The organism is Caballeronia sp. 11_S32, from assembly GCF_056930355.1.
Genome location: NZ_JBXOWH010000003.1, coordinates 1627191 through 1652654 on the forward strand (window position 1 = coordinate 1627191; position 25464 = coordinate 1652654).

Here is a 25464-nt window from a genome sequence, read left to right on the forward strand (position 1 = left end):
GCGAGTTAGCGGGTTTATTGCTAGGAGCCTTGTCTGGCGGGGAAAAGCGCGCTGGGAAATTGATGCAGCGCGAGAGAAACCCTCAGACGATGTCGGGTTCAGCGAGGCGCGTGCGGCGCGAAGGGATGTCGACGTGCTCGACTTGGGCGTCGAGTTGGAGCAGGGATGCGGCGAGCTGGCGCTGGGATTCGCCGTCGGCGGTGGAGAAAAAGCGCGGCAGGGTGTCTGCCGGTGCGGCGACGTGCCTGAGCGCGTGGGCATCGAGCAGACGGTCGAGCTGGCGCGCAATGGCGACGCTGGTATCCACGATATGCAATCGTTCGCCCGCGATGTCGCGAATCGCGCGGTCGAGAAAAGGGTAGTGCGTGCAGCCGAGCACGAGGGTGTCGGCGCCGGCGTCGAGCATCGGCGCGAGATAGCTTTCGAGCAAGGCCATCAGCGCCGGCGACGACGTGTCGCAGCGCTCCACGGCCTGAACCAGACCGTGTCCGGCCTGACAGATGAAGCGGCAATCGCCCGCGTAGCGCTCGAGCAGCGACTGGAACCGCGCGCTTCGCAGCGTCACGGCCGTGGCGAGAACGCCGACCACGCGCGACTTCGACACCGCCGCCGCCGGCTTGACCCCCGGCTCGACGCCGACGAGCGGAATCGGCAGGCGCTCGCGCACGAAGGCGATCGATTGCGCGGTAGCCGTATTGCACGCGACGACCAGTGCCTTCGCGCCTTGCCCGACGAGCCATGCGCCGATCGCCATGGTGCGGTCGACGATGAAATCGTCATCGCGCTCGCCGTAGGGTGCGTAAAGCGAATCGGCGACGTAGATCAGGCGCTCGTGCGGCAGCGTCGCGCGCACGGCGCGCAACACCGACAGACCGCCGAGGCCGGAATCGAAAATACCGACCGGCGCGCTCGCGTCGGACGGAGCACGCTCGTTCGGAAGCAGGGAAGCCACCGTCATGGACGCCCGATTTACTCGTGATCGCCCATCATGGTTTGCTGGTAGTTCTGGATGCCGACCTTGTCGATGAGATCCAGCTGCGTTTCCAGCCAGTCGATGTGCTCTTCGGTGTCGTGCAGAATCTTTTCGAAAATTTCGCGCGAGACGAAGTCACGCACCGACTCGCAGTACACGATGGCTTCCTTGCAGGTCGACTGGGAAATCTGCTCGAGCTTCAGGTCGCACTCGAGAATTTCCTTGGTTTCCTCGCCGATGAGAAGCTTGTGCAGGTCCTGCAGGTTCGGCAGTCCATCGAGCATGAACACGCGCTGGATCAGCCAGTCGGCGTGCTTCATTTCGCCGATCGATTCGTCGTACTCGTGCTTGTTGAGCTTTTCCAGGCCCCAGTGCTGATACATCCGCGCGTGCAGGAAGTATTGATTGATCGCGGTCAGCTCGTTTTTCAGTTGCGCGTTCAGATATTCGATGACTTTCGCGTCGCCTTGCATGGTTGTTCCTTTTTTGTAACGTGGGGCACTTGAACAAAGATAAACCTTGAGCGCGAGAATGCCAAGGTTGAGTAGAAATTTTTGCTTTCAGACAAAACTGAGAATGAAAATCTTTATCGAGACGGATCGATTCAAAGAAAAGAGCCGGGCGAAACGCCCGGCTCTGTCATTCACTGAAGGTATAAACCGTCTTTAACCCGGGTTCAAGCCGTCGCGACCGGGATTTTTCCGATTTTTGCCTGCCATTCGGCCGGACCCGTCTTGTGAACGGACGTGCCGCTCGAATCGACCGCAACCGTCACCGGCATGTCCTGCACGTCGAATTCATAGATGGCTTCCATGCCGAGGTCTTCGAACGCAAGCACCTTCGCTTCACGAATCGCCTTCGACACGAGATACGCCGCGCCGCCGACCGCCATCAGATACGCGGCCTTGTGATTTTTGATCGCCTCGATCGCGACCGGGCCGCGTTCGGCCTTGCCGATCATCGAGATGAGGCCGGTTTGCGCGAGCATCATCTCGGTGAACTTGTCCATGCGCGTGGCGGTGGTCGGGCCCGCAGGGCCGACAGCCTCGTCGCGCACCGGATCGACCGGTCCGACGTAGTAGATCACGCGGTTCGTGAAGTCCACCGGCAGCTTCTCGCCCTTGGCGAGCATGTCGGCAATGCGCTTGTGCGCGGCGTCGCGGCCCGTCAACATCTTGCCCGACAGCAAGAGCGTCTGGCCCGGCTTCCATGACGCGACTTCTTCCGGCGTCAGCGTGTTCAGGTCGATGCGCTTGCTCGTTTCCGTGTTGGGCGCCCACGTGACCTTCGGCCATGCGTCGAGCGGCGGGGCGTCGAGCTTCGCGGCGCCGGAGCCGTCGAGCGTGAAATGCGCGTGGCGCGTGGCCGCGCAGTTCGGGATGATCGCGACCGGCTTCGATGCCGCGTGCGTCGGCGCTGCCATGATTTTCACGTCGAGCACGGTGGCGAGGCCGCCGAGACCTTGCGCGCCGATGCCGAGCGCGTTCACCTTCTCGTGCAGTTCGACGCGCAGCTCTTCGATCCAGTCCTGCGGACCGCGCGCGATGATGTCCTGAATGTCGATCGGGTCCATCAGCGATTCCTTCGCCATGACCATCGCCTTTTCAGCCGTGCCGCCGATGCCGATGCCGAGCATGCCCGGCGGGCACCAGCCCGCGCCCATCGTCGGGACGGTCTTGAGCACCCAGTCGACGATCGAATCCGACGGATTCAGCATCGCGAACTTCGACTTGTTCTCCGAGCCGCCGCCCTTGGCCGCGACCTGCACATCGACCTTGTCGCCCGGCACGATCTCGTAATGGATCACGGCCGGCGTGTTGTCCTTCGTGTTCTTGCGGCCGCCTTCGGGCGGGCTCACGATGGACGCGCGCAGCACGTTGTCCGGGTTCAGATAACCGCGGCGCACGCCTTCGTTGATCATGTCGGTGACGCTCATCGTGGCGCCGTCCCAGCGCACGTCCATGCCCACCTTCACGAACACCGTGACGATGCCCGTGTCCTGGCAGATCGGGCGCTTGCCTTCGGCGCACATGCGGCTGTTGGTCAGGATCTGCGCGATCGCGTCCTTTGCCGCCGGGCTCTCTTCGAGCTCGTAGGCGCGGCCGAGCGCCTGGATATAGTCGAGCGGATGGTAGTAGCTGATGTACTGCAGCGAATCAGCGATGCTCTGGATCAGATCTTCCTGCTTGATGACGGTCATGGCTTGAGCTCTGGGGGACGAAATTTTGTGTGCGTTCTGTCGGACGCTTCAGTCGAGCGCGCTTCGGGGCGCGATGGTTTCGCTATGGAAGTGCTTCGGATGCGTATGCGTGGTCAGCCGGTCGACATACGCCATGATCAGCGCGGACACGAGGAACGCGACGTGGATGATCACCTGCCACAGCACCGTGTGGAACGTGTGCTGGTCGGGGTTGATGAAGGTTTTCAGCAGATGGATCGACGAGATGCTGATGAGCGCCATCGAAAGCTTCACCTTCAGCACGCCCGCGTTGACGTGATCGAGCCACTCGGGCTCGTCGGGATGGCCTTCCACGCCGAGTTTCGACACGAAGGTTTCATACCCGCCGACGATCACCATGATGAGCAGGTTCGAAATCATCACCACGTCGATCAGGCCGAGCACGACGAGCATGATGTTGGTTTCGTCGAGCGTCATCGCGTGCGAGACGAGGTGCCACACTTCCTTCAGGAACAGCACGACGTAGACGGCTTGCGCGACGATCAGGCCCAGATACAGCGGCACCTGCAGCCAGCGGCTCATGAAGATGATTTTCGGCAGCGCTTTCATCGTGCCGGTCTGCGAGGGCGAGGTGGAAGCATGCTTGGGAGCGGACATGGGCGGCTTTTGAGTCGGTGCGGTCGGGCCGGAAATGATGACGGAAGAATATGACGAGCCAAACCGTGCGATGCGCCGGCCGGGGCGCGCGTGGGCGCATTGGCGGTGTCGGGAAGCCCGCTATTGTAGCGCGTCGCCATGCGGACTTGCCGAAACCTTTCAGAATGCGCTGATGAAACGCTGAGACGGTGCTAGACGCCCGTCTCACGCGATACGGCGCCGGCGCCGCGCGTCCTGAGGCTCGCGAGCCCGATTCCCGCGACGACGCACGCGAGCGCGATGCCGTGCGCGAGCGTCGGCCGCTCGTCGAGGAACGCGATGCCGTAAAGCGCCGCCGCGACCGGCAGCACGGCGCAGAAGACGCCGGCGAGACTGCCGTCGACGTGGCGGATGCCTTTCATCCACAGCCAGAACGAGAAGATGCTGGCCGAGAGTCCGTACCAGACGACGAGCGCCCAGGTATCCCACGCGACGTTCGTCCAGTCGAAGCCCGTGAGCGACGTCGCGCCGAGCGGCAACATCAGCAGAAGGCCGATCGCGTGCGTGTAGGCGCAGATGTCGATGGCGGGCAGCGTCTCTGTGAGACGGCGCGAGAGGATCACATAGAGCGATTCGCAGCACACGGCGCCGAGCACCATCAGGTTGCCGCTGAACGAGCTTGCACCGGCGCCGCCCGCCTGCGCGACGTTGATGACGAGCACGCCCGCGATCGCGAGCCCGATCGACGCGAATGCGCGCCCGCCCGGCTTTTCCTTCAGGAAGAGCCACGCGAAGAGCGCGACGACCGCCGGAATGGTGCTCGTGATCACGCCCGCCGCGACCGCGCTCGTGCGCGCGACGCCGTTGAGCATCAGGAGCGTGAAGCCGAAGGTGCCGAAGAACGCCTGCAGAAAAAGGTTGACCCATTCGCCGCGCGCGACGCGCTTCATCTTCGACCAGCGCAAGAGCGGCCAGAGCACCGCGAGCGCGATCACGAAGCGCAGAAGGGCAAAGAGCGGAACGGGAACGGAAGCGACGATCGACTTGCCGATGCCGACATTGCTCCCGACGAGCAGCATGGCTGCGATGAGAAGAAAGGCGTAGCGATTCAAGCTGGATACCGCGCGGCGAGTTCAGTTACGATTGTGGGGACGCATTGTAGAAGCCGCACGGACTCCGTGTATACCCCGTGCCCGCTGGCCGGGCCACGTAAGAAGCGGGTAAGTTGGGCGGCTTATCTTGAAATCAATGCGGGATGTCGCTGGCAGACGAATGTGCCGTGACATTCTTCCGTGCCGCCTCGGTACGGTACAAATGGAGACAAGGTCGGAACCGGATACGCCGCGCGCTTTTCGTTTTTCGAACCTCATAAACATGCGGCGTGCGCAGCCCATTCAGCGATGCGCGCGCCGCCGGATTTTGGAATCACCATCAGGAGAGGTTGTCGATGTCTGCGATCGAATCGGTTCTTCAGGAAAAACGTGTGTTCCCGCCGTCAGCCAAGGCAACCGCGGGTGCGGCAATCTCCGGCATGGACGCCTACAAGGCGCTTGTAGCGGAAGCGGAGCGTGATTACGAAGGTTTCTGGGCGGGCGTCGCGCGCGACACGCTTTCGTGGCACAAGCCATTCACCAAGGTGCTGGATGAATCGAAAGCGCCGTTCTACACCTGGTTCGAGGACGGCGAGCTCAATGCGTCGTACAACTGTCTGGACCGCCACGTCGAAGCGGGCCGCGGCAACGACAACGCGATCATCTTCGAAGCCGACGACGGCACCGTCACCAACGTCACCTATCAGGACCTGCTCGATCGCGTCTGCCGCCTGGCCAACGCGCTCAAGAAGCGCGGCGTGAAAAAGGGCGACCGCGTCGTGATCTATCTGCCGATGTCGGTGGAAGGCGTCGTCGCGATGCAGGCGTGCGTGCGCATCGGCGCCACGCATTCGGTCGTGTTCGGCGGTTTCTCGTCGAAGTCGCTCAATGAGCGTCTCGTCGATGTCGGCGCGGTCGCGCTCATCACCGCCGACGAGCAGATGCGCGGCGGCAAGGCGCTGCCACTCAAGAGCATCGCCGATGAGGCGATCGCCGCGGGCGGCTGCGAGAAGGTGAAGGACGTGATCGTCTACAAGCGCACCGGCGGCAAGGTCGCGTGGACCGAAGGCCGCGACCTGTGGCTGCACGAGATCGTCGAGAACGAATCGAACAAGTGCGAGCCGGAGTGGGTGAGCGCGGAGCATCCGCTCTTCATCCTCTACACGTCGGGGTCCACGGGCAAGCCGAAGGGCGTGCAGCACAGCACGGCGGGCACGCTGCTGTGGGCCGCGCAGACGATGAAGTGGACCTTCGACATGAAGCCGGGCGATATCTTCTGGTGCACGGCGGACATCGGCTGGATCACGGGGCATAGCTATATCGCGTACGGCCCGCTGGCCATCGGCGCGACGCAGGTGATGTTCGAAGGCGTGCCGACCTATCCGCACGCGGGGCGCTTCTGGGAGATGATCGCGCGCCACAAGGTCACGATCTTCTATACAGCGCCCACCGCGATCCGCTCGCTCATCAAGGCATCGGAAGCAGACGCGAAGGTGCATCCGAAGAGCTTCGATCTGTCCTCGCTGCGAATCCTCGGCACGGTCGGCGAGCCGATCAATCCGGAAGCGTGGATGTGGTATCACGAGAACGTCGGCAAGGGTCAGTGCCCGATCGTCGATACGTGGTGGCAGACGGAAACCGGCGGCCACATGATCACGCCGCTGCCGGGCGCGACGCCGCTCGTGCCGGGCTCGTGCACGCTGCCGCTGCCGGGCATCATGGCTGCCGTCGTCGATGAAACCGGCCAGGACGTGCCGAACGGGCAGGGCGGCATTCTGGTCGTGAAGCGTCCGTGGCCGTCGATGCTGCGCAATGTCTGGGGCGATCCGAAGCGTTATCAGTCGAGCTACTTCCCCGAAGAGCTCGGCGGCAAGCTGTACCTCGCCGGCGATGGCGCCGTGCGCGACAAGGAGACCGGTTACTTCACGATCATGGGCCGCATCGACGACGTGCTGAACGTCTCGGGCCACCGTCTCGGCACGATGGAGATCGAGTCGGCGCTGGTCGCGAATCCGATGGTCGCGGAAGCGGCGGTCGTCGGCCGTCCGGACGACACGACGGGTGAAGCCGTGGTCGCGTTCGTCGTGCTTAAGCGGCCGCGTCCCGAGGGCGATGAAGCGAAGCAGATCGCCATCGAGCTGCGCAACTGGGTCGGCAAGGAAATCGGCCCGATCGCGAAGCCGAAGGACATCCGCTTCGGCGAGAACCTGCCGAAGACGCGTTCTGGCAAGATCATGCGCCGCCTGTTGCGCTCGCTCGCGAAGGGCGAGGAGATCACGCAGGACGTTTCCACGCTGGAAAATCCCGCGATTCTCGATCAGCTCGGCGAAGCGCGCTGATCTTCGCTTCGGCCGCTGCCCGGCGAGCAGCGGTCGATCCTAATTGCCGATGCCGTGCGGTTTTGGTAAATAACCGCATGGTCACGCAGCCTCCCGCCGATACCTCCAATCCGACGCCTGCCACACCGCCGCCCGTTTCGGCGGCGATGGCGCGCGCGCATCGCGCATACTGGCGCTTCAACGTCGCGCTGATCGCCGTGCTGATGGCGATCGGATTCGTCGTTTCCTTCGGCTTGCCGCTTTTCGCGCAGCGCTTCGAGCACGTGCGCGTCGCGGGCTTTCCGCTGCCGTTCTACTTCGGCGCGCAGGGCGCGATACTCGTCTACGTCGCGCTGATCCTCGTCTATATCGTGCTGATGCAGATTGCCGATGCGCGTCTCGCGCGGGCCGCGAGCACGGAACAGGGCGGGGCATCATGAAGCTCACCAACCGGCTGATCCTTTCCTACGCGCTCTACACGGTCGGCTTCCTCCTGTTCATCTTTCTGATGGAGCGCATCGAGCGCACGACGGGACCGGGCATGTGGATCGGCTATGTGTTCCTGTTCGTGCCGATCGCGGTGTACGCGGTGATCGGGCTCCTGTCGCGCACCTCCGATCTCGTCGAGTACTACGTGGCGGGGCGGCGCGTGCCTTCCGCGTTCAACGGCATGGCGACCGCCGCCGACTGGCTTTCGGCGGCATCGTTCATCGGCCTTGCCGGGTCGATCTACGCGAGCGGCTACGACGGCCTTGCTTATGTGATGGGCTGGACGGGCGGCTACTGCCTCGTCGCGTTCCTGCTCGCGCCTTATGTGCGCAAGCTCGCGCGCTACACCATTCCCGATTTTCTCGGCACGCGCTTCTCCAGCAACCTCGTGCGGGCGCTCGCGGCCATCGCGGCGATTCTCTGCTCGTTCGTGTATCTGGTCGCGCAGATTCAGGGCATCGGCCTGATCGCCTCGCGCTTCATCGGCATCGAGTTTTCGATCGGGATCTTCTGCGGACTCGCGGGCATCCTCGTGTGCTCGTTTCTCGGCGGCATGCGCGCGGTCACGTGGACGCAGGTCGCGCAATACATCATCCTGATCAGCGCAATGCTGATTCCCGTGTCGATGATCGCGCATCGCGAAGGACTCGGCTGGTTTCCGCAATTCAACTACGGGCGCGTGATGGAGCGCGTCGAAGCGCTCGAGCGCGCCGTCGCCGTCTCGCCGGACGAGGCGCGCGTGCGCACCGATTACCAGCGTCAGGCCGTGCAGATGCAGCAGCGCATCGACGCGCTGCCGCAGTCGTTCCACGCGGAGCATGCGCGCCTCGTCGCCGAGATCGCCGAATTGCGGCGGCACAACGGGCCGCTGCGTGAGATCAACGAGCGCGAACGCGAGCTCGCCGCCTTCCCGCGCGATGCCGCCGACGCGCAGGCCAAGTGGTCGCGCGAACGCGACGCGCTGACCGAGCGCGTCGCGGCGCCCGTGCCGATGACCGAGGCGTTCGCGCCGGGTTCGGCGGGGGACGAGAGTCCGCGCGTGCATCAGATCAACTTTCTATCGCTGCTCCTGTGCTTGTCGATCGGCACGGCGAGCCTGCCGCATATCCTCACGCGCTACAACACGACGACGTCGGTGTCGTCGGCGCGGCGCTCCGTCGGCTGGACGCTGTTCTTCGTCGCGCTTTTTTATCTGACGGTGCCGGTGCTCGCGGTGCTCATCAAGCATGAGATATTGACGGGGCTCGTGGGGCATCGCTTCGCGGATCTGCCGCAATGGGTCACGCAGTGGCGCCGCGTGGAGCCGTATCTGATCCGCATCAGCGACGTGAACGGCGACGGCATCGTGCGCTGGTCCGGCATTCAGATGCAGCCGGACATGGTCGTGCTCGCGGCGCCGGAGATCGCGGGATTACCGTATGTCATCTCGGGGCTGATCGCGGCGGGCGCGCTGGCGGCGGCGCTTTCGACCGCGGACGGGCTCCTGCTCACGATCGCCAACGCGCTGTCGCATGACGTCTACTACTGCATGGTCGATCGCCGCGCGACGAGCCAGCGGCGCGTAACCATCTCCAAGATTCTGCTGCTCGGCGTGGCCTTGCTCGCGTCGTACGTGGCGTCGCTCAACGCGGGGAATATTCTCTTTCTCGTGGGCGCGGCGTTCTCGCTTGCGGCGTCAAGTCTCTTTCCAGCGCTCGTGCTCGGCGTGTTCTGGAAGCGCACGACGCAGCGCGGCGTCGTCGCGGGGATGATCGCCGGGCTCGTCGTGTGCGTGTACTACATCGTGTCGACGTATCCGTTCTTCGTGCAACTGACGGGCTTTGCGGGGCCGCGCTGGTTCGGCATCGAGCCGATCAGCTCGGGCGTGTTCGGCGTGCCGGCCGGCTTTGCGGTGGCGATCGCGGTGAGCCTTTTCGATCGCAAGCCGGATGCGTACACCCGCGCACTCGTCGATTACATTCGTCACCCGTAGGGGCTGGCGCAGGCGCGGGAACTTGGTATAATCGCGGTCTTCCGGAGAGATGGATGAGTGGTTTAAGTCGCACGCCTGGAAAGCGTGTATAGGGTAAAACCTATCGGGGGTTCGAATCCCCCTCTCTCCGCCAGAATAATCTTGAGCATCAAGCGCTCATATTTTCACAGCTGCGATTCAATCAGCCATATCCTTTGCTGAATCGCACGCTGATCGCAGCATCTCTGCAGCGAATTTCCCCGCCGCCTTACGGCGATATCAAAGTCCGCGTTCAGAATCCGTCGGGCATCAATATTTCAGGGCCTGTAAAGCGTTATTGTGCAAGCCATTTATATTGGTCCACGTTCCCGGCCCGTTGCTGAACGCCGAACGCGCATGTGTGTTCACCGTGGCAAGTAACGATTGATTCGTCATCAATTGGCCCGCCCGGAACGCCGCATACGGCGTGTTGAGATTTTCTCGAGACCTGACCACATCCGTGGAAAGCCGTGCTTGTGCAAGGTCATGAATTCCCTGCTGGCCTTGCACGATTCGCCGGTCTTTAGCGGCCTCACAATCGGCCTGTCCGATTGCATGACATAGACGGGAAGGGACGTCTTCAAACCGCGCGCGATCAATTCAGGCTGTCGTAAGAGCAGTGGGCGCCACGGCATGACTGCGCCTCTAATAATGCACGATGAAATCGCGCACATGGCAGGGCGCAGCGGGCCATGCAGCCCACCTCTTACGACGGTCAGAAGGATAGTCGATGCTGACAGAAAAGAAATCGGAATAAGCGCGATGTGAGCGATATTTCACGCGCTAATCAAGGAGCGGCTCAGCGTCGGGCCGCTTTGCGCTGCGATTTCGCGGGGCGGGCGAACGCCGCAATGGGATCGTCTTCGGCGGTCGCGGCCTCAGTCTGCACCGGCGCTTTTCGAGCGGTTTTCTCGCTTGAACGCGGCTTGGCAGCCGATGACCGCGCGTGCGTCATTTCCGAATACGTCATCCAGTGCTCGGAGTATTTCGCGCTGGCGGGCAACGCGGTGATGAGAAGCGCGGCGGCGACCGGCATCAATAGAAGTCTGGGTGTTCGCATGGTTGTTACGGCTGGATTCAAACTCGCGCTCGTGGCGACGCCCGCGCCGCTTTGAACGGTTCAGTACGCCAAGATCAGTCGAATGCGCAGACGTTCGCCGTGGCGATGCCACGCAGCGTTCACATGAGCAATGAGCACTGCGCGCATGTCCCACCTGCATCGCGTGTTCACATCCGATGAGCTTCTTATGAGACGAAAAGGAGCTGTATTTAAGCAGGCTTCGTCGGTAAAAAACGCTCAGACGAATCCTAATGCCTCGACGTGCGACGATCCTTTACTTTCGATTGCCGACGGTCAGCGGCTTGTGTGTTCGATGGAAGCATCGCGCAAGCCCGCGCCAGAATCTGCGCCAGCGGCTCTCCGTCGCGATGCGCGATGCATCCAGATCGCGCCGCCAGGTGTCGTTCTCCTGATCCGTGCGCGCCTGAGTGACGAGTGTCCCGAAGTACATGGCGGTCTCCTTTGCCGATATCGATGATGGAAGGCATTCAGGATGCCGATGCTTCGTCATCCGCGAAACCCGGATGACGGCGGGCACACGACGCGGGGAGCGAACCCGCCGCGCGGAGATGGATGAAAGGAGGGGGCTTACCGGCGCGCGTCAGACCGGATGAGGCAGCGCGCGCAAGCGCTCGAGCGCGGCGCGCGATTCGTCGCGTGCGGCGCGGTTCAGCCAGCGCACCGCTTCGTCGATGGCTTGCTTGTCGTTCAACGCCGGCGCGACGCGCCGCACCACCGCCTCGCTCGCGAGCACATCATGGAGCCGCAGCAGCGCCGCTTGCGCCGCGAGCAGCTGCGGCATCGTGTGCCGATGTCCGCGCTCGAGAACCGGCGCGAAAAGCTCCAGAAGACATTGCAGTTTCGTCGCCGCTTCCTCGATGCTGCGCAAGGTTTTCGCATCGACACGCTTCATCCTGGCCGCGCGATGTTCCCGCTTGCTGAGCAGATCATCGGCGAGCGAGACGCGCTGACGCGCGAATTCCTCCAGCGTGCGATCCTCGGCACGCGCCTCCAGGCGCCGCCGCGCATCCGCGAGCGCGCGACGCAGCAGCACGTCGACGTGCGCCTTGCGCAGCGTCACGCAAGTCATCGCCGATGCCTCGCGCCGCTCCCGCCGCAGTGTGCGCACGACCGGCCCGAGGCGCGCGCAGTTCTCGTGCGCGTGCGTGAGCAGATCGCAGGCAGCCTCGAATTCATGTGGCTCCCCGGCGATATCCGCTAGACGTTTGAAGCGCTTGCGTACCACGCGCGCTTCCTTCTCGTCGAGCAGCGGCTCGAACGCCCACCACAGGGCGCGCAGTCGCCGCAGCGTCGAACGCAATCGATCGAGCAACGCGGCGTCGGCGCGCCCGGTCATCAGTTCGGTCTGCTGGAACGCTTCGCTTGCGAGCGGGGCCGTCAGCATGACGAAAGCATCCGCGACCGGCTGATCGCGAAGCGAAAAGGGATCGGACACGCGCGCCGCGGCGGGGCGGGGATTGAGCGAACTGCTGAGGCTCGCTCGTGCAAACGCTGGGTCGAAGTTCAGTGTCATCGTCTCGGTATGCACTTATGTCGCGCGGCGTTTCGTTTTGTTCGCGTTTCTGGCCGCGCGCCGGTGGTCCCGCCGGCAGTTCAATGGGTGTGCTGGCCGGAAAACATAGACATGCAGAATGTCATCCGTGTGACAGCGCAGCGAACCCTCGATGAAATCGTTCTCGCGCCGATATCGGACGACTCTGCTGCGCGTGGTGAAAGCTTTACATGAACAGTTGACACAAAAGATTCACAATTCGCCGCGTCGGCGGAACGTATGCTTGGCACCGCCACGGTAAACGCGCGAGGCGATCCATGCCGGACATCGCATTTCCTCAGCAAGGCGGCGTGTCCGAACGCGCCCGCCGCACCAGCCTCCTCGTTTTCCTTATCATACTCATCGGCGGCATCGGTTATGTCGGGATGCATCTCGCGTCCGATCTCCAATCCGTCCGGCTGAGCTCCGCCTTTCCTTATTTCCTGCTTGGCATCGCGCTCCTGATCGCGCTCGGCTTCGAATTCGTCAACGGCTTTCACGACACCGCGAACGCGGTTGCCACCGTCATTTACACGCACTCGCTCACGCCGAATGTCGCGGTGGTCTGGTCGGGCGCGTGGAATTTCCTCGGCGTGCTGGTGTCCAGCGGCGCGGTCGCGTTCGGTATCCTGCAATTGCTGCCCGTCGAGCTGATCCTTCAGGTCGGCAGCAGCGCGGGCTTCGCGATGGTCTTCGCACTGCTCATCGCCGCGATCATCTGGAATCTCGCGACGTGGTATTTCGGCCTGCCGTCGTCGAGCTCGCATACGCTGATCGGCTCGATCATCGGCGTCGGCCTGATGAATCAGCTGTTGCGCGGGCCGAACGGCACGAGCGGAGTCGACTGGTCGCAGGCGGCGGGCGTCGGCAAGGCGCTGCTGTTTTCGCCGATCGTCGGCTTCATTTGCTCGGCGCTCCTCTTGCTTCTGCTGAAGGCGCTCGTGCGCGTGCCGGCACTGTACAAGGAGCCGAAGAAGAATCATCCGCCGCCTTTCTGGATTCGCGCGCTCCTGATTCTGACCTGCACGGGCGTGTCGTTCGCGCACGGCTCCAACGATGGCCAGAAGGGCATGGGCCTCATCATGCTGATCCTGATAGGCACGGTGCCGACGGCCTACGCCCTCAACAAGGCGGTGAGCCCGGCCGAGACGCAGAACTTCGTCGCCGTGGCGCACGAGGCATCTGTGACTTTCGCGAAATACCTGAACGGCGCCCCGCCTTCCGCCGATGCGCGCGAGGACACGCAATCCTATGTGCGCACGCGCCAGCTTTCAACGGCGACCTTGCCCGCCGTGAAGCAGCTCACCGATATCATCGCGAATCAGGTCGGCTCGTCGGGGTCGCTTGCGGCGGTGCCGCAGAACATGGTCGATAACGTGCGCAACAACATGTACCTCGTTTCCGAGGCGATCCGCCTGATGGAGAAGGCGAACGCGCCCGTCTTCGCGCCGGCGGACCGTGCGGTGATCGACAACTACAAGAAGCAACTCGATCACGCGACGAAGTTCATCCCGACGTGGGTGAAGGTCGCGGTGGCGATCGCGCTCGGGCTCGGCACGATGGTCGGCTGGAAGCGGATCGTCGTGACCGTGGGCGAGAAGATCGGCAAGCAGCATCTGACGTACGGGCAGGGCGCTTCGGCCGAAATGGTCGCGATGCTGACTATCGGCGCCGCCGACCTCTACGGTCTGCCTGTCTCGACGACGCACGTGCTGTCTTCGGGCGTTGCCGGAACAATGGCGGCCAACGGTTCGGGGCTGCAATGGAACACCGTGCGCAGCCTCGTGCTCGCGTGGGTGCTGACGCTGCCCGCGTCGATAGCGCTGGCCGCCGCGTTGTACTGGGTCTTCAGAAATTTCTTCTGAGGCGCTGACGCTCAGGCGTTCGCCGGGCGGCCGGTCTTGACCGTTTCGAGCGCCTTGATCGCTTCGACGAGGCGCTTTTCCGTGGCGGCGTCGAGCAGTGAAAGGGCGGCACGCAGCAGTTCGCTCTTCTTAACGCGCACGCCGTTTTTCAGGCACTTCTCCTTCAGCGTGGCGATCTTTGCGTAGTCCGACTTGGGCATAGTGAAGCTGTCGCGCACGACCTTTTCCTTCTTCACGCGCTTCGCTTTCGGCTCGGACTTCGGCTGGCTCTTCACGGTTTGATTCGTGGCGGCAGCTTCGGCTGCGGGCGTCTTCGCGGATTGCTTCGCGGCCGGCGTTTTCGCTGCTTGCTTCTTCGCTGCTTGCTTCTTCGCGCTCTTCGGTGCCGTGGCCGGGGCTGTCACGCTCGCTTTGGGCTTCTTCGCGGTTGCGGTTGCGCTGGCTTGCGGTTTTTTGGCACCTTTGCCTTCGGGCTTCGCCGGCGCCTTGTCCGCGGCGCCCTTCGGGAAATGGAACGCCTTCTTCGTCGGCGCCTTGACTTGAGGTGTGCTCATTCGTTCTCTCCTGTCTGTGGAGAAAACAGTATATACGGTTTATGATCGCGTGCGCCGTGCGGCGCGATCCGTGGTCGCGTCTCGAAACGCTTTGCGCTTCAACGGGATGGGCGCGCGGCCTTCGAGACGAACAGGAAATCGGTATGTTGTAAGAACTCGAACAGCAAGCCTCAGGGGTCGCTCGGGCCCCCCCGACACAGCGCACCGGGCAATATAGCCAGATGCGTGCTGGAATCCAGCGCGTCGCCACCGGAATGTCAACGACACTGCGCCAGTACCGGGGTGTATGGTTCGACACCTGCTTGCACCATTTGCGGGATGCTCTGGCGAAGGCAACGGAGCGTTACGAAAAATGCGTCCCTTCAGTGCTCGTCCAATTTGATATGGATTACATACAACGCTTACCGGCGATTCCCGACATCGCTCGCGCAGCAAGTTAATATATCGAACATCAGCAACCCCTTTTCCCCGCTTCACGCGGGGTTTTTTTCGGGATAACGAATCATGAGAGATGATCAAGGGCGCGATGTAGCAGTCCTTAATGGAATGACGGATCACGGCGGAACCATTATCGAAGCCGCCGAAACGTTCACAGTGAAAGGCGCGCGCGTCGCGCTCGATGGGCATTTGACAGAGTGCCCAAAATGCAGCGGCACATTCCCGATCCTCGCGAGCGGCAGCATGACCCATCGGGGCAGGCGTGTCGCCCACCTAGGCGACAAGACCGCGTGCGGTGCAACGCTGATCGCGGGGTAATACATGGCAGAAGAGGTACAGATGCATGTGCTCGGGTTGCACTGCGACGCGCTGCCCGAGCCGGATTATTTCGGCACGCCGTTCCTCACGCCAACGCGCATTCGCGGCACCGAAGGGCTGAGTGAACTCTTCGAATATGTCGTCACCGCACGTATATCGGACGGGCGCCAGGACTTGCTTACGACCGACCAGAACTTCGACATTGCGGCGATTGTCGGGGCCGAAGCCACGGTATCGATCGAAGTCAACGGCAACCTCGGCGCGTACACGCGTGAGATCACCGGCCTTGTCAGTGCGGCGCGCATCGTCGGTCCCGATGGAAGCTCGATGATCTACGAGTTGACTCTGCGCCCGTGGCTGCACCTTGCCACGCTGAACCAGACGAGCCGGGTGTTCCTCGGCATGAACGTCGTCGAGGTCACACGCGAGGTGCTGAACGGCTACGCGTACCGGGTCGATTACCGCATCAGCGCGTGGGAATTCTCGAATGGCATGTTTCCCAAACGGGACTACCAGCGCCAAGCCTTCGAAAGTGATTACCAATTCTTGTGCCGCTTATGGGAAGAATGGGGCATCTGGTTCTGGTTCGAGCACACCGAGGGCTTTCATCGTCTGGTCCTGTCGGATTCGATGAGCACTCATCGGCGTCACGAGCTTGCCTACGAGACACTGCGCTTTCACGCTGCGTCGGACAACTGGCTTGACGAAGAGCACATCGACCGGCTTTCGTTGACCAGCGAGATAACCACCGCGCACGTGGCGATCAAGGACTACGACTACACACGCTCAGGCGGCGTGCGGGCCTTTCCCCCGATGGAGCACTTCGCGGAGGATCAGCGCGATCTGAACTACCCCCGCGCTGAACACTATGACTGGGGCAACTTCAGTCAGCCGCTCGAAGGCGGGCTCGCGAACGCCCCGAACGACCCCCTCGCCGAAGCCCAGTATCTCGCACACGTGCGGCTCGATGCCCTGCGCTGCGCGGGCGCACGCGCGCATGGGCATGGACATCTCACGGGACTCATTCCGGGCCGGTACTTTCAACTCATCGGCTACCCGCAGAAAAAGGCCAACGCCGAGTATCTGGTCGTGTCCTGTACGCTCGACATTCACGAAGTCCATACGCGTTCAGGCACGCAACCGCTCGTCTGCGATGCCGACTTCGAACTGCAACCGATGTCGGTCTACTTCCGCGCGCCGCAGAAGACCCCCAAACCGCGCATCAGCGGCCCTGAACATGCCGTCGTCGTCACCGCGGACGACCAGTACGAACACTGGCTCGATGCGATGAACCGGGTAGCGGCCGAGTTCTTTCAGATACGCCGCGCGCGCCGCGAAGCCGGTGTTGGCGAAATCGGTGAACACGCCGTCGACGCCCAGCCGGAAGAACGTCAGATACTCGGCGTTCGGATCGCCGTTGTAGCTGGCCGCGAGATACTTCTTTTCGTTGCGGAACGTGAAGACGTGCACGAAGAGCCCGGCCTTGTGCGCATCGCTGATGACGCTCGTCGGCGTTTGTATCGCCGCCTGCGAGGTCGAGCCGGCGAAGGGCGTGCCGTCGGGATTCGTCGCGGGGAAGGGCGATATCCTGAGCGGCACGATCTGCGGCTTCCACGGGCCGATGCCGTCCGCATAGGTTTTGATCTGCGCGAGGCCGGCGGGCGTGAGCATCGCGTCGAACCAGCGCGGGTCGCCGGCGACGGTCCAGTCGAACGGACGGCTGTCGGTGATTTCGTTGTAGATGACGGCGCCCGTGCGGTAATCGACATCGTAGCCGTCGATCAACTGCACGATCTTCGTGTTCAGGCCGTGCGAACGCATGTACTGGAGGCTGCCCGGCTCGAAGCTCTGCACGAACACGGCCGCGCCGCGGCTGTTTAGGCCGTTGTCGTTCAGGATCCTGATGAGCGCGTCCTCCAGCGGATGACTGCCTGCCGGCCCGCAGCCGTTCGCGATCGCCTGCGCATTGTTCCAGGTCGGATTCTTCGTTTCGGGATACACGGCGATCGCGCGGCCGCTCGCCGCGCTCCTCGCCTTCGCAATGTCGATGATCTGCTGGAACGTGAGAATCGGATACTTCCCATTGAATTCGGCGGGGCGCTCGTTCGCTGCATCGTAGGTCGTGCCGCCCAGGAGCGTGCCGAGTTCGGCGGCGGTGAAATCCGTGATCGACCAGTCGCCGGTGTGGTCCTCGCCATCGACGACCAGCGATCTCAGCACCGATTTCGGATCGGCGGGGTTGGTCAGGTCGGTCAGATACTGAGACGGGCCGCTGCCGGGCGTGCTCGCCCATTTCACGTTCACGAGCACGCCAGGCACGTTGCGCTTTCTCGCGGCGACCGAAGCGTTCGTCTTCGCGACTTCCGCGACGTTGGTGTTATCGGAGAGCCACGGATTGTGCCGGGCGACGAGCACGCAATCCTTCGACAGATGCAGGTCCTCTTCGAGCGCGTCCGCGCCGCTGTCGGCGGCGAGTTCGTACGAGGGCAGCGTTTCCTCGGGGCGCAGCCCCGGTAATCCGCGATGACCGATGACGAGCGGCATCCGGCCGTCGAATGTCGAGAACGCGGCCGGCGCGCCCTGCGCGGGTGCCGATGTCGCGGTTCCGTCGCCATGACAGGCGGCGAGCGCGAAAGAGAAGACCAGAGCGGCCCGCGCCGCGATCGAATGCCTGCGATGCTGTCGCCCGAGCTTCATTTCGCTTCCCGTCAGCTTCGAATTGTCCCCGCGCATTATTACGACCGCCGGGTGACGTTTGTATGACTAAGGAAGCGAACCCTTACTTGTCGGGCGTGCTGCTTTCCGAATCGAAGAACGCCGGCGCGCGCCGGTCATTGCTTGATCGTGCCCGTCGACTGCGAGCCTTGCGACGGGCCCGTCGACATGCCTTGCTCACGCTGCTGCATCAACGTGCCGCTGCCCGACGTGCCGGACTGGACGCCGCCTTGCGATGAATCTCCGGCGCGCGGGGCCGGCACGGGCTCGTTCTTGCCCGGCTGCATCTGCTGCTGGCGCTGCATCAACTGATCGCGCGACATTTCCTGCGAAAGCGCGGCAGTGCTGGCGAGCGCGAGTAGCGCGCCAGCGATCACGGTGGTGGTTCTCATGTCCGTCTCCTTGGGGGCGACGCGACGCGCGCCGCTTACTTGCTGGTCAGCATCGAACGTGCCGCACCGGAGCACATAGGACTGGCCTTATTTACGTCCCAAACGACGGCAAAACGACCGCAAACGGATAGCATATTCATCCGGCGATCAAGGGAAACGGATCTCCTGCGATTCGCGATCCAAATGATCAAAGCCGCCCGAATCCGGTTCGAGAGGCTGAGTGCCACGGAGTATGTCATGTTGATTTCACTGAACGGTTTATTGGAATGGCGCGATCGCTTGCCGGAACAGTCGGGCGAGGAAGCCAACATGATTCGCGCGTTGATTGCATGCCGCGAAGCGGAATTGCGCACGCGTATCGCCGATTTGATCGCGACGGTCAGCCAGTCCGAAAACTGGAGATTGCAGCGCTGTGCGGCTATTGCGCGGCGTGTCGAGCAGGCCGGCGTTGCGCATCTCGAATCGGTTCACGACTTCTTTCGAATTCGCAGCGCGGGTGAGCGGCACATCGACGCGCCTGCCGTGCTTTTCGATTTTTTCGCGGATGAGCGAGCAGCGGCCGACGATCTGCGTGTCCCGATGCAAATGACTGTCAGTATGCAGGTTCCGCCCGCGCCGTCTGCGCGCATCGCGAACCTGCACGGACTGATGGGCAGCCTGGAATCGCGCGTCTCCAAGACGCCGGGGCTGGCGTGCGGCGTTCAGGGAATCAGGCTCATGCGCATGGTCGCGTTGATGTCGCAGGCGCGTTCCGCCCGGATCGAGAAAATGACATTGAGCGGCGCGCAGGCGGTTTATCACCACTCGTGACATTCAAATAGTTTCACCCGGCGTTTTAAATTTTTCGTCGCGTGATTTTGCGTCGATTTAGTCGAGGTTTCCGGAAGCCGTATGGAACGTTTTTAGCGCTTCGTTTGAAACGCAGAACGTCTCGCCTATACTTGAATCACCAGCTGATTCGATCAGCGACAATGCGAAATCGTTCGTTATGCGGAGCAATCCCGGGCTGCATTCACGAAATTCGAATAACGCGTGTTGCGGTTCTGATTTTTCGTCCATCATTCATGAAGGCTGATCCTTGAAGAAAGGGATTAGCCAGGGAGCCATCGTGAAAAGCCTCCTGAGCAGAAGAGGTAGCTTGCTCGACAATGCGCCATCGTTTCTCGCGCGCCAAAGGGTGAACAGCCCAATCCGTTTTGCCGCGCCGGAGATCAATGCCGAAGACGTGTCCGCGGACGAGGACGAAGGCGTTGCAACGCCTTCGTCTCCCACTCGGGTGACGCCTCTGCGGCCGGCCGCCGTTCCGACAACGCAATCGGGCGTGCAGACGTTGCAGGCCACGCAGAACACCGAAGTCGAATGGCTCGTTCAGCAGGGCTCGCTCACGACCTTTCGCACGTTTCGGAGCTTTGCCTATTCCGCGAGCCTGCTGTTTTATCCGCGCGAACTGATCTATTACGCCGTGCTGTATCACGAGGACGCCGTATGGCGCGTGCTCAAGGCCGGCGACAGCGAGGCGGCCGAGCCGGCGTTTCGCCATTTCGTCGAACAGGCGATGCGTCTCGCCGACGCCGAGATGCGGCGCGCGCATCTCGAAGCGCAGAACGAGCAGTTCTCGCGTCTCATCGCGGAGTCGGAGGCACATATCGAACGCGTGCGTGTCGACTTGCAACGGGGCAACGGGCAGGATCAGCGAGTCGCGTTGAAGCAGCAGGAAATCCGCAAGGAGCTGGCGCAACTGGAAGGGCAGCGCGCGGCGGCCCAGGCGCAACTGAACAAGTTGCAGCGTCAACTTCATCAGTTGAACGCAACTGTCAATGACAGGGTTCCTCACCTGCCACCCGTGCGGTCACGATAAACCTTGCGGGAATCATAAGAAGAATGTCCCGCCATATCGCGTAAAATCGCCCCTTCGCGCAGCTAATCGAGTCGTTCGGCATACTCCGCGCTGACTTTCGATATATAGCTGCTGAGCCCGCGCCCGGCGCGGGCGAGCCGCTTCATTTCCTCGACGCGCGTGCGACCGGGCACGCGATAGTCATACAAGTAAGTCCCGCCGTTGACGAAGCGCACCTTGATGCCGTCGCGCAGGATGTCGAATGCTTCGACGCCCGAATTGCCGGCGAGATTCCGATAGGGTTGCATGGTGTCTTCATGCTCGATCACACGCAAACGATTGCGTGTTCGAAGCAGGCCTCAAGTTTCGTTGGCCGGGACCGTTAAAGGTGTCATGGATAAAGATCAATTCCCGTTCCTCGACTCGGACGATCCGCACTTTCAGCACGCACGCGCGCTGAGCCTCTCGGTCGGTGCGATTCGCCGCGCGCAGGGCAAGTGCAACCCGAACGACTTTCCGGTCGGCTCGCTCGAATGGCACTTCGCCATCGAGGACTTCGCGGGCGACGTTCTCCGCGCGCTGATGGACGAGACCGAAGGGGTCGACATTCAGGTCGGAGAGCGTCCCCGCGACTGAGCGGACGCACGCGCCCGGCGTCATCCTGGCCGCCGTTCGGCGGCGATACCCCATTCGTTACAGCTTTACGCCGCCTGATTCGGGCGCGTCCACGCCGCCGGGCGGAATCGCTCCGGTCGCGCTGAGGTTGCTCGCGCGATCGTTCGACCAGTACGGCTCGCGCCCATAGTGCTGATGCACAGTGCTCGCCCAGACGCGATCCGCCATCGACGGCCACGAATCCTTGTCGAATCCCGGCGAGTTGCGCACTTGCTCTGCGGTCGCGTCGATCCGGAAGCAGCGGTTGTCGGTGTCGAGCGTGAGCGCGCTCCAGGGCACGGCAAGCAGCTTGTCGCCGATACCGAGAAAGCCGCCACTCGACAGCACTGCATACGCGATGCGCCCGTTCGTCACGTCGAGCATGATTTCCTTCAGCGAGCCGACGTCGTGTCCGTCGCTGCTTATCACCGAATTGCCGTCGAGTGTGCTCGCGGCCATCACATCGGGTCCGGGGCCCGCGGCCGTTGCCGCGCCCTTGCCGACGATCTTCGCTCCGCCCGAAGACGGCTCCATCGATTGACTCATGATCCGCTCCTTTTCGACCGGTTGTGTGGATGCGTAAAGGCGTTTCCCTTCGCGCATTCGAATCAGCAACGGCCGTACCCATGGGCGTCACGGGCGTTTCATGGGCGTCTGTTAAGCTCGGAGTTCGTTCAATCCGCCCGCTGCCCATGATCGCTTTCGAGGAATTGCTCGCCGTCGCGTACAGGAAGGAGCGCATGCTGAGCCGCAGGCTGGCGAAGGGCGCTGCGATCTCCGAGCATGCGGCGCTCGTCAGGACGTTGGAAAGGGCGGCAGGCGGGCAATCCTTGCGCGATTTCGTCGATGCGCGCCGCGCCGCGCAAACCCGCAACGCCGATGCCCAGCGCTCGCGCGAGGTGCGACGCGCCGAGCGGGCGGGCCGAGCGAAGGCGCGAAAGACCGGCGCCGAGACGAGCGGATGGCGCGGCTGGTTCGACGGTTCCGCGCTGCCGAATCCCGGGCGGCTGGGAATGGGCGGCGTGCTGATCGGGCCGGCCGGAGAAACGTTCGAGATCGGCGTTGCCGCAGGCATGGGCGACAGCAGCGCGGCGGAATATCTGGCGCTCATCGCGGTGCTCGAAGCGGCGCTGCGGGAAGGCGCCGCGGATGCCGTGATCTACGGCGACAGCCGCGTCGTGATCGACGACATGAGTGCGCCGGACGGTGCGAGCATCCGCTCGCTCGCGCATCACGCGGCGCGCGCTCGCGCGCTCATCGCGCAGATCGGCGAAGTGCGGCTGCAGTGGATTCCGCGTGCGCGCAATGTCCGCGCGGACGCGCTTTCGCGCCAGGCGCTCGATCCGGCGCGCGCGGCGGGCCGGGCGGCATGACTCCGGCTTGAACGAAGCGTGAGCCGGCGGCTTCGATACTCACTTCAATTCGCGCACATCCGCCGTCGGCGTATCGCCGAACGCATCGCTCAATAGATAATCGATCACCTTGCGCGCCGACTGCCCGGGCGTGGCGAGGTGGCCGTCGCGCTTGAGCGCGTCGAAGCGTTCTCGCATCGGGAAGCGCTCGAGATTCGTGCCGCGGATTTCCGCCTGCATGTCGGTGTCCACGACGCCGGGCGCGACGCTGCAGATGCGCAACGCGCGATTGCTGTCGAGCGCGACCGCGCGCGCGTGGTGGTCGAGCGCCGCCTTGGTCGCGCAGTACACGCTCCAGCCGGGATAGGCATTGCGCGCCGCTCCGCTCGAGATATGAACGATGCGCGTGTCTGCCGCCTGCGCGCTCGCCTGCACGACGGCCGCGGCGAGCATCATCGGCGCGGCGACATTCACGCTGACCGCGCGCGCGACGGCGGCCGGTTCCTGATCGGCAAGCGCGCCGACCGGCGCAAGCATTCCCGCGTTATTGATGAGCAGCACGCGTTCCGCGCCCGAGACGAAGCGGGACAGGGCATCGCCGGACAGCCATTCGCTGACTGCCGTCAGATCGGCGAGATCCAGTTCGACCTCGTGCAGCTTGCCGGGATGGCGCGCGGCGAGTTCGCCGTTGCGCTTGCGCGAGATCGCGAGCACTTCGACGCCTTGCGCGAGCAGAAGCTCCGCGAGCGCGGCGCCGAGCCCGCGGGTATGACCGGTGAGAATGGCGCGGGTCGAGACGGACATGGGCTTGATCGGATGGTTGATGTCGCCTCGATTCTAGCGACAAGCGTGCTCGCGCGTTGACTACGCTCAAGAGCGCCGATCCGGCAAGACGGAGAAACGTGAAAATCGGAAGTTCGTTGGTTCCTGGACACAGAAGCGGGAGGCGACGCATTTTTGACTGACAAGCTCTGTAACAGAACTGACAATCGTTCTTGAATCGAGAACCGCCGGAGACTTCCATGCCCCTTTGCCCGAAAGCGCCACGAGCCGCGTCCATGATCTCCGAAGCGGGTCGTCCCGCCGCGCGCTCGCTGACGTTTTCGATGGCGGTGTGCGCGACGTTCATCGGCCTGCCTGGCGCGGCGTGGGCGCAAAGCTCGGTGCAGCTCTACGGCGAGTTGGATGCGGGCGTCGCCTATGTGAACAACGTGGGCGGGCATTCGCAATATCGTCTGACGTCCGGCACGATCGACGGCAGTTACTGGGGCCTGCAGGGTTCCGAGGATCTGGGCGGCGGCGCCCGCGCGATCTTCCGGCTCGAGCGCGGCCTCTCCGTCGCAACGGGCGAAGGCCTCAACGATCATCCGATGTACGTCGGCATCGGCACCGATACCCTCGGCACCGTCACTTTCGGCCGTCAGTACGATTCGATCCACGACTATTTCCAGACCTTCACGCTGACCGGCAACACCGGCGGCACGGCGTTTGCGCATCTGCTCGACAACGACAACGCCAACAACTCGTTTCTTGCCTCGAACTCCGTCAAGTACACGAGCGGAAACTACGGCGGCTTCAGCTTCGGCGGCCTCTACGCGTTCTCCAATCAGGCGGGCGCGTTTGCGAACAACCGCGCGTACAGTGTCGGCGCGAACTATTCGGCGGGCGCCTTCAACGCGGGCGCGGCGTATCTGCACAACAACGGACGCGGCAACACGACGAGCGGCGCCTACGATTCGCTCGCGCTGCCCGGCTCGGCGAACACGGTCTTCAACGCCAACGTCGAGCGGCAGAACACGTTCGGCGTCGGCATGAGCTACGAGATCGGCGAATTCACGTTGGGCGGCGCGTTCTCCCGCGCGATCAACTCCGGCGTCACCAATGCCGACACCGGCGACCTGCTGCCGTCGCTCGCGCTCAACAACTATGAAATCAACGGCATCTACAAGCTGACGCCGGCCATCCAGTTGTCGGGCATGTATGTGTACACCAATGGCGGCGGCGCGCACTGGCACGAAGGTGCGCTCCAGGTCGACTATCTGCTGTCCAAGCGCACGGATATTTATCTCGAGTCGATCTATCAGCGCGCATCGTCGGGCGCGCCGGCGGTGATCAACACGAACGATCCGTCGAGCGGCCGCAATCAGCTGATGCTGAGCACGGGCATTCGGCATCGCTTCTGACGCTTCAGAACGCGTAGCGCGCGTGCTAACTTAGCGGTCTCGTGTCCGCCGGTTCGCAGGTGTCCCATGTCGCTCCAGACTTTCTCGCTTTTCCTGCCGGCGTGTTTCGCCATCAATATGGCTTTCGGGCCGAACAACGTGCTGTCGCTGTCGAACGGCGCGCGCGACGGCGTGCGCGCGTCCGTGCTGGCGTCGTTCGGGCGGCTCGTCGCGTTCGCGATCATGATCGCCATTGCGGGACTCGGACTCGGCGCGCTGCTGCTCGCGTCGCAGACGCTCTTCACGGCAATCAAGCTCGCGGGCGCCGCCTACCTCGTCTGGATCGGCGTGAAGCTGATCCGCTCGGGGCCGTCGCTCGTCGTGAAGGAAGAGGGCGCGCCGCGCGGCCCCGTGAGTCTCACGCGGCTCACGAAGCAGGAATTCTGGGTTGCCGCCGGCAATCCTAAGGCGATACTCGTGTTCACCGCGTTTTTCCCGCAGTTCGTCGACCGCAGCGCCTACGCGACGAGCTTCACGATCCTCGGCGCGACGTTTCTGCTGCTCGAACTGGTGGCAATCGTCATCTACGCCGCGTTGGGCGCGCGCCTCGGCTCGCTGTCGCGCGGCGCGCGCGGCTTTACGTGGTTCAATCGCGTGAGCGGCGCGCTCATGATCGGCTTCGGCGTGATGCTGGCGTTCGTGCGTCGGCCGGCGAGCTGAATGTCCGCGCTTTCGGCATCGAGTTAATCGCACGGGTTATTACATTGAGTTATCGCGAATAGCGGCGCATTAAGTCTTCAGGGCTATCCCCGAGTGACCCGAATCAAAAATGACAACACAATGCGTCACTCGCGAATCGCAATAAGCTTGCGATTTGCTTAAATCAACT

24 protein-coding genes, 1 tRNA gene and 2 pseudogenes are annotated in these 25464 nt (G+C 63.0%); 14 read left to right on the forward strand and 13 right to left on the reverse strand.

What is annotated here, in order from left to right; all coding sequences use genetic code 11:
• Nucleotides 1-82: 82 nt before the first annotated feature.
• From murI to AC1Z32_RS19150, 5 genes are all read right to left on the reverse strand, one after another.
• On the reverse strand, nt 83-958 hold the full coding sequence (murI, locus tag AC1Z32_RS19130) for a glutamate racemase (RefSeq protein ID WP_483480083.1): 876 nt from the start codon (nt 956-958) through the stop codon (nt 83-85).
• Nucleotides 959-969: 11 nt separating this feature from the next.
• Nucleotides 970-1446, reverse strand: a complete 477-nt coding sequence (bfr, locus tag AC1Z32_RS19135) for a bacterioferritin (RefSeq protein WP_483480084.1) — start codon at nt 1444-1446, stop codon at nt 970-972.
• A 203-nt stretch (nt 1447-1649) separates the two neighbouring features.
• Nucleotides 1650-3173: a fumarate hydratase gene (locus AC1Z32_RS19140; protein WP_483480085.1), complete on the reverse strand. Its 1524-nt coding sequence runs from the start codon at nt 3171-3173 to the stop codon at nt 1650-1652.
• Between the two features lie 48 nt (nt 3174-3221).
• Nucleotides 3222-3809: a TIGR00645 family protein gene (locus AC1Z32_RS19145; protein WP_483480086.1), complete on the reverse strand. Its 588-nt coding sequence runs from the start codon at nt 3807-3809 to the stop codon at nt 3222-3224.
• 191 nt (nt 3810-4000) lie between these two features.
• Complete coding sequence (locus AC1Z32_RS19150; protein ID WP_483480087.1) at nt 4001-4900, reverse strand: DMT family transporter; 900 nt, start codon at nt 4898-4900, stop codon at nt 4001-4003.
• Nucleotides 4901-5235: 335 nt separating this feature from the next.
• On the opposite strand from AC1Z32_RS19150, the gene acs reads away from it, so the two are divergent.
• The 5 genes from acs (at nt 5236) to AC1Z32_RS19175 (ending at nt 10791) form a co-directional block, all read left to right on the forward strand.
• Nucleotides 5236-7218: an acetate--CoA ligase gene (acs, locus tag AC1Z32_RS19155; protein WP_483480088.1), complete on the forward strand. Its 1983-nt coding sequence runs from the start codon at nt 5236-5238 to the stop codon at nt 7216-7218.
• A gap of 77 nt (nt 7219-7295) precedes the next feature.
• A complete protein-coding gene (locus AC1Z32_RS19160; RefSeq protein ID WP_483480089.1) occupies nt 7296-7637 on the forward strand; it encodes a DUF4212 domain-containing protein in 342 nt (113 codons plus the stop codon).
• Nucleotides 7634-9658, forward strand: coding sequence for a sodium:solute symporter family protein (locus AC1Z32_RS19165; protein ID WP_483480090.1), 2025 nt, complete (start codon nt 7634-7636; stop codon nt 9656-9658). The genes AC1Z32_RS19160 and AC1Z32_RS19165 overlap by 4 nt, the downstream gene beginning before the upstream one ends.
• 43 nt (nt 9659-9701) lie before the next feature.
• A tRNA-Ser gene (locus AC1Z32_RS19170) sits at nt 9702-9791 on the forward strand.
• Between the two features lie 649 nt (nt 9792-10440).
• Nucleotides 10441-10791, forward strand: coding sequence for a hypothetical protein (locus AC1Z32_RS19175; RefSeq protein ID WP_483480091.1), 351 nt, complete (start codon nt 10441-10443; stop codon nt 10789-10791).
• A gap of 219 nt (nt 10792-11010) precedes the next feature.
• Here the strand turns inward: AC1Z32_RS19175 and AC1Z32_RS19180 are convergent, their stop codons facing one another.
• Entirely contained in the window at nt 11011-11187 is a 177-nt protein-coding gene (locus tag AC1Z32_RS19180) for a hypothetical protein (protein ID WP_483480092.1), read from the reverse strand.
• A 150-nt stretch (nt 11188-11337) separates the two neighbouring features.
• Nucleotides 11338-12270, reverse strand: a complete 933-nt coding sequence (locus AC1Z32_RS19185; RefSeq protein ID WP_483480093.1) for a CHAD domain-containing protein — start codon at nt 12268-12270, stop codon at nt 11338-11340.
• A gap of 296 nt (nt 12271-12566) precedes the next feature.
• Here AC1Z32_RS19185 and AC1Z32_RS19190 point away from each other — a divergent pair, with 296 nt between their 5' ends.
• Nucleotides 12567-14153 (forward strand): inorganic phosphate transporter, encoded by a 1587-nt coding sequence (locus AC1Z32_RS19190; protein ID WP_483480094.1) that lies wholly within the window; start codon nt 12567-12569, stop codon nt 14151-14153.
• A gap of 11 nt (nt 14154-14164) precedes the next feature.
• On the opposite strand, the gene AC1Z32_RS19195 is transcribed toward AC1Z32_RS19190, so the two are convergent.
• A complete protein-coding gene (locus AC1Z32_RS19195; protein ID WP_483480095.1) occupies nt 14165-14707 on the reverse strand; it encodes a hypothetical protein in 543 nt (180 codons plus the stop codon).
• Between the two features lie 546 nt (nt 14708-15253).
• Between AC1Z32_RS19195 and AC1Z32_RS19200 the strand changes: the two genes are divergently transcribed.
• Together AC1Z32_RS19200 and AC1Z32_RS19205 are read left to right on the forward strand one after the other, a co-directional pair.
• Nucleotides 15254-15463, forward strand: a complete 210-nt coding sequence (locus AC1Z32_RS19200; protein ID WP_483481683.1) for a PAAR domain-containing protein — start codon at nt 15254-15256, stop codon at nt 15461-15463.
• 21 nt (nt 15464-15484) lie between these two features.
• Nucleotides 15485-16732, forward strand: a pseudogene (locus AC1Z32_RS19205) (type VI secretion system Vgr family protein); the annotation flags it as partial.
• Between the two features lie 33 nt (nt 16733-16765).
• On the opposite strand, the pseudogene AC1Z32_RS19210 reads toward AC1Z32_RS19205, so the two are convergent.
• Nucleotides 16766-18160: pseudogene (locus AC1Z32_RS19210) on the reverse strand (glycerophosphodiester phosphodiesterase family protein); the annotation flags it as partial.
• A gap of 134 nt (nt 18161-18294) precedes the next feature.
• Nucleotides 18295-18570, reverse strand: coding sequence for a hypothetical protein (locus AC1Z32_RS19215; protein WP_483480096.1), 276 nt, complete (start codon nt 18568-18570; stop codon nt 18295-18297).
• A gap of 183 nt (nt 18571-18753) precedes the next feature.
• Between AC1Z32_RS19215 and AC1Z32_RS19220 the strand changes: the two genes are divergently transcribed.
• Together AC1Z32_RS19220 and AC1Z32_RS19225 are read left to right on the forward strand one after the other, a co-directional pair.
• On the forward strand, nt 18754-19380 hold the full coding sequence (locus tag AC1Z32_RS19220; protein WP_483480097.1) for a hypothetical protein: 627 nt from the start codon (nt 18754-18756) through the stop codon (nt 19378-19380).
• Nucleotides 19381-19747: 367 nt separating this feature from the next.
• Nucleotides 19748-20428, forward strand: coding sequence for a DUF2968 domain-containing protein (locus AC1Z32_RS19225; protein WP_483480098.1), 681 nt, complete (start codon nt 19748-19750; stop codon nt 20426-20428).
• 62 nt (nt 20429-20490) lie between these two features.
• Here AC1Z32_RS19225 and AC1Z32_RS19230 read toward each other — a convergent pair whose 3' ends face one another.
• Complete coding sequence (locus tag AC1Z32_RS19230) at nt 20491-20715, reverse strand: hypothetical protein (RefSeq protein ID WP_483480099.1); 225 nt, start codon at nt 20713-20715, stop codon at nt 20491-20493.
• 85 nt (nt 20716-20800) lie between these two features.
• On the opposite strand from AC1Z32_RS19230, the gene AC1Z32_RS19235 reads away from it, so the two are divergent.
• The gene (locus AC1Z32_RS19235; RefSeq protein WP_483480100.1) at nt 20801-21043 is read left to right on the forward strand and encodes a hypothetical protein; all 243 of its coding nucleotides are present in this window, start codon (nt 20801-20803) and stop codon (nt 21041-21043) included.
• Nucleotides 21044-21100: 57 nt separating this feature from the next.
• On the opposite strand, the gene AC1Z32_RS19240 is transcribed toward AC1Z32_RS19235, so the two are convergent.
• Complete coding sequence (locus AC1Z32_RS19240; RefSeq protein ID WP_483480101.1) at nt 21101-21607, reverse strand: PRC-barrel domain-containing protein; 507 nt, start codon at nt 21605-21607, stop codon at nt 21101-21103.
• Nucleotides 21608-21753: 146 nt separating this feature from the next.
• On the opposite strand from AC1Z32_RS19240, the gene AC1Z32_RS19245 reads away from it, so the two are divergent.
• Nucleotides 21754-22434: a ribonuclease HI family protein gene (locus tag AC1Z32_RS19245; RefSeq protein ID WP_483480102.1), complete on the forward strand. Its 681-nt coding sequence runs from the start codon at nt 21754-21756 to the stop codon at nt 22432-22434.
• Nucleotides 22435-22473: 39 nt separating this feature from the next.
• Here the strand turns inward: AC1Z32_RS19245 and AC1Z32_RS19250 are convergent, their stop codons facing one another.
• Entirely contained in the window at nt 22474-23217 is a 744-nt protein-coding gene (locus tag AC1Z32_RS19250) for an SDR family oxidoreductase (protein WP_483480103.1), read from the reverse strand.
• Nucleotides 23218-23471: 254 nt separating this feature from the next.
• On the opposite strand from AC1Z32_RS19250, the gene AC1Z32_RS19255 reads away from it, so the two are divergent.
• Nucleotides 23472-24596, forward strand: coding sequence for a porin (locus tag AC1Z32_RS19255; protein ID WP_483480104.1), 1125 nt, complete (start codon nt 23472-23474; stop codon nt 24594-24596).
• A gap of 66 nt (nt 24597-24662) precedes the next feature.
• On the forward strand, nt 24663-25295 hold the full coding sequence (locus AC1Z32_RS19260; RefSeq protein WP_483480105.1) for a LysE family translocator: 633 nt from the start codon (nt 24663-24665) through the stop codon (nt 25293-25295).
• Nucleotides 25296-25464: the final 169 nt, after the last annotated feature.

Bases quoted from the DNA above. Each gene is read 5' to 3' on its own strand.
- murI (WP_483480083.1), bottom strand. From the start codon at position 958: ATGACGGTGGCTTCCCTGCTTCCGAACGAGCGTGCTCCGTCCGACGCG.
- bfr (WP_483480084.1), bottom strand. From the start codon at position 1,446: ATGCAAGGCGACGCGAAAGTCATCGAATATCTGAACGCGCAACTGAAA.
- AC1Z32_RS19140 (WP_483480085.1), bottom strand. From the start codon at position 3,173: ATGACCGTCATCAAGCAGGAAGATCTGATCCAGAGCATCGCTGATTCG.
- AC1Z32_RS19145 (WP_483480086.1), bottom strand. From the start codon at position 3,809: ATGTCCGCTCCCAAGCATGCTTCCACCTCGCCCTCGCAGACCGGCACG.
- acs (WP_483480088.1), top strand. From the start codon at position 5,236: ATGTCTGCGATCGAATCGGTTCTTCAGGAAAAACGTGTGTTCCCGCCG.
- AC1Z32_RS19160 (WP_483480089.1), top strand. From the start codon at position 7,296: ATGGTCACGCAGCCTCCCGCCGATACCTCCAATCCGACGCCTGCCACA.
- AC1Z32_RS19165 (WP_483480090.1), top strand. From the start codon at position 7,634: ATGAAGCTCACCAACCGGCTGATCCTTTCCTACGCGCTCTACACGGTC.
- AC1Z32_RS19180 (WP_483480092.1), bottom strand. From the start codon at position 11,187: ATGTACTTCGGGACACTCGTCACTCAGGCGCGCACGGATCAGGAGAAC.
- AC1Z32_RS19185 (WP_483480093.1), bottom strand. From the start codon at position 12,270: ATGACACTGAACTTCGACCCAGCGTTTGCACGAGCGAGCCTCAGCAGT.
- AC1Z32_RS19190 (WP_483480094.1), top strand. From the start codon at position 12,567: ATGCCGGACATCGCATTTCCTCAGCAAGGCGGCGTGTCCGAACGCGCC.
- AC1Z32_RS19195 (WP_483480095.1), bottom strand. From the start codon at position 14,707: ATGAGCACACCTCAAGTCAAGGCGCCGACGAAGAAGGCGTTCCATTTC.
- AC1Z32_RS19200 (WP_483481683.1), top strand. From the start codon at position 15,254: ATGACGGATCACGGCGGAACCATTATCGAAGCCGCCGAAACGTTCACA.
- AC1Z32_RS19215 (WP_483480096.1), bottom strand. From the start codon at position 18,570: ATGAGAACCACCACCGTGATCGCTGGCGCGCTACTCGCGCTCGCCAGC.
- AC1Z32_RS19220 (WP_483480097.1), top strand. From the start codon at position 18,754: ATGATCAAAGCCGCCCGAATCCGGTTCGAGAGGCTGAGTGCCACGGAG.
- AC1Z32_RS19230 (WP_483480099.1), bottom strand. From the start codon at position 20,715: ATGCAACCCTATCGGAATCTCGCCGGCAATTCGGGCGTCGAAGCATTC.
- AC1Z32_RS19235 (WP_483480100.1), top strand. From the start codon at position 20,801: ATGGATAAAGATCAATTCCCGTTCCTCGACTCGGACGATCCGCACTTT.
- AC1Z32_RS19240 (WP_483480101.1), bottom strand. From the start codon at position 21,607: ATGAGTCAATCGATGGAGCCGTCTTCGGGCGGAGCGAAGATCGTCGGC.
- AC1Z32_RS19245 (WP_483480102.1), top strand. From the start codon at position 21,754: ATGATCGCTTTCGAGGAATTGCTCGCCGTCGCGTACAGGAAGGAGCGC.
- AC1Z32_RS19250 (WP_483480103.1), bottom strand. From the start codon at position 23,217: ATGTCCGTCTCGACCCGCGCCATTCTCACCGGTCATACCCGCGGGCTC.
- AC1Z32_RS19255 (WP_483480104.1), top strand. From the start codon at position 23,472: ATGATCTCCGAAGCGGGTCGTCCCGCCGCGCGCTCGCTGACGTTTTCG.
- AC1Z32_RS19260 (WP_483480105.1), top strand. From the start codon at position 24,663: ATGTCGCTCCAGACTTTCTCGCTTTTCCTGCCGGCGTGTTTCGCCATC.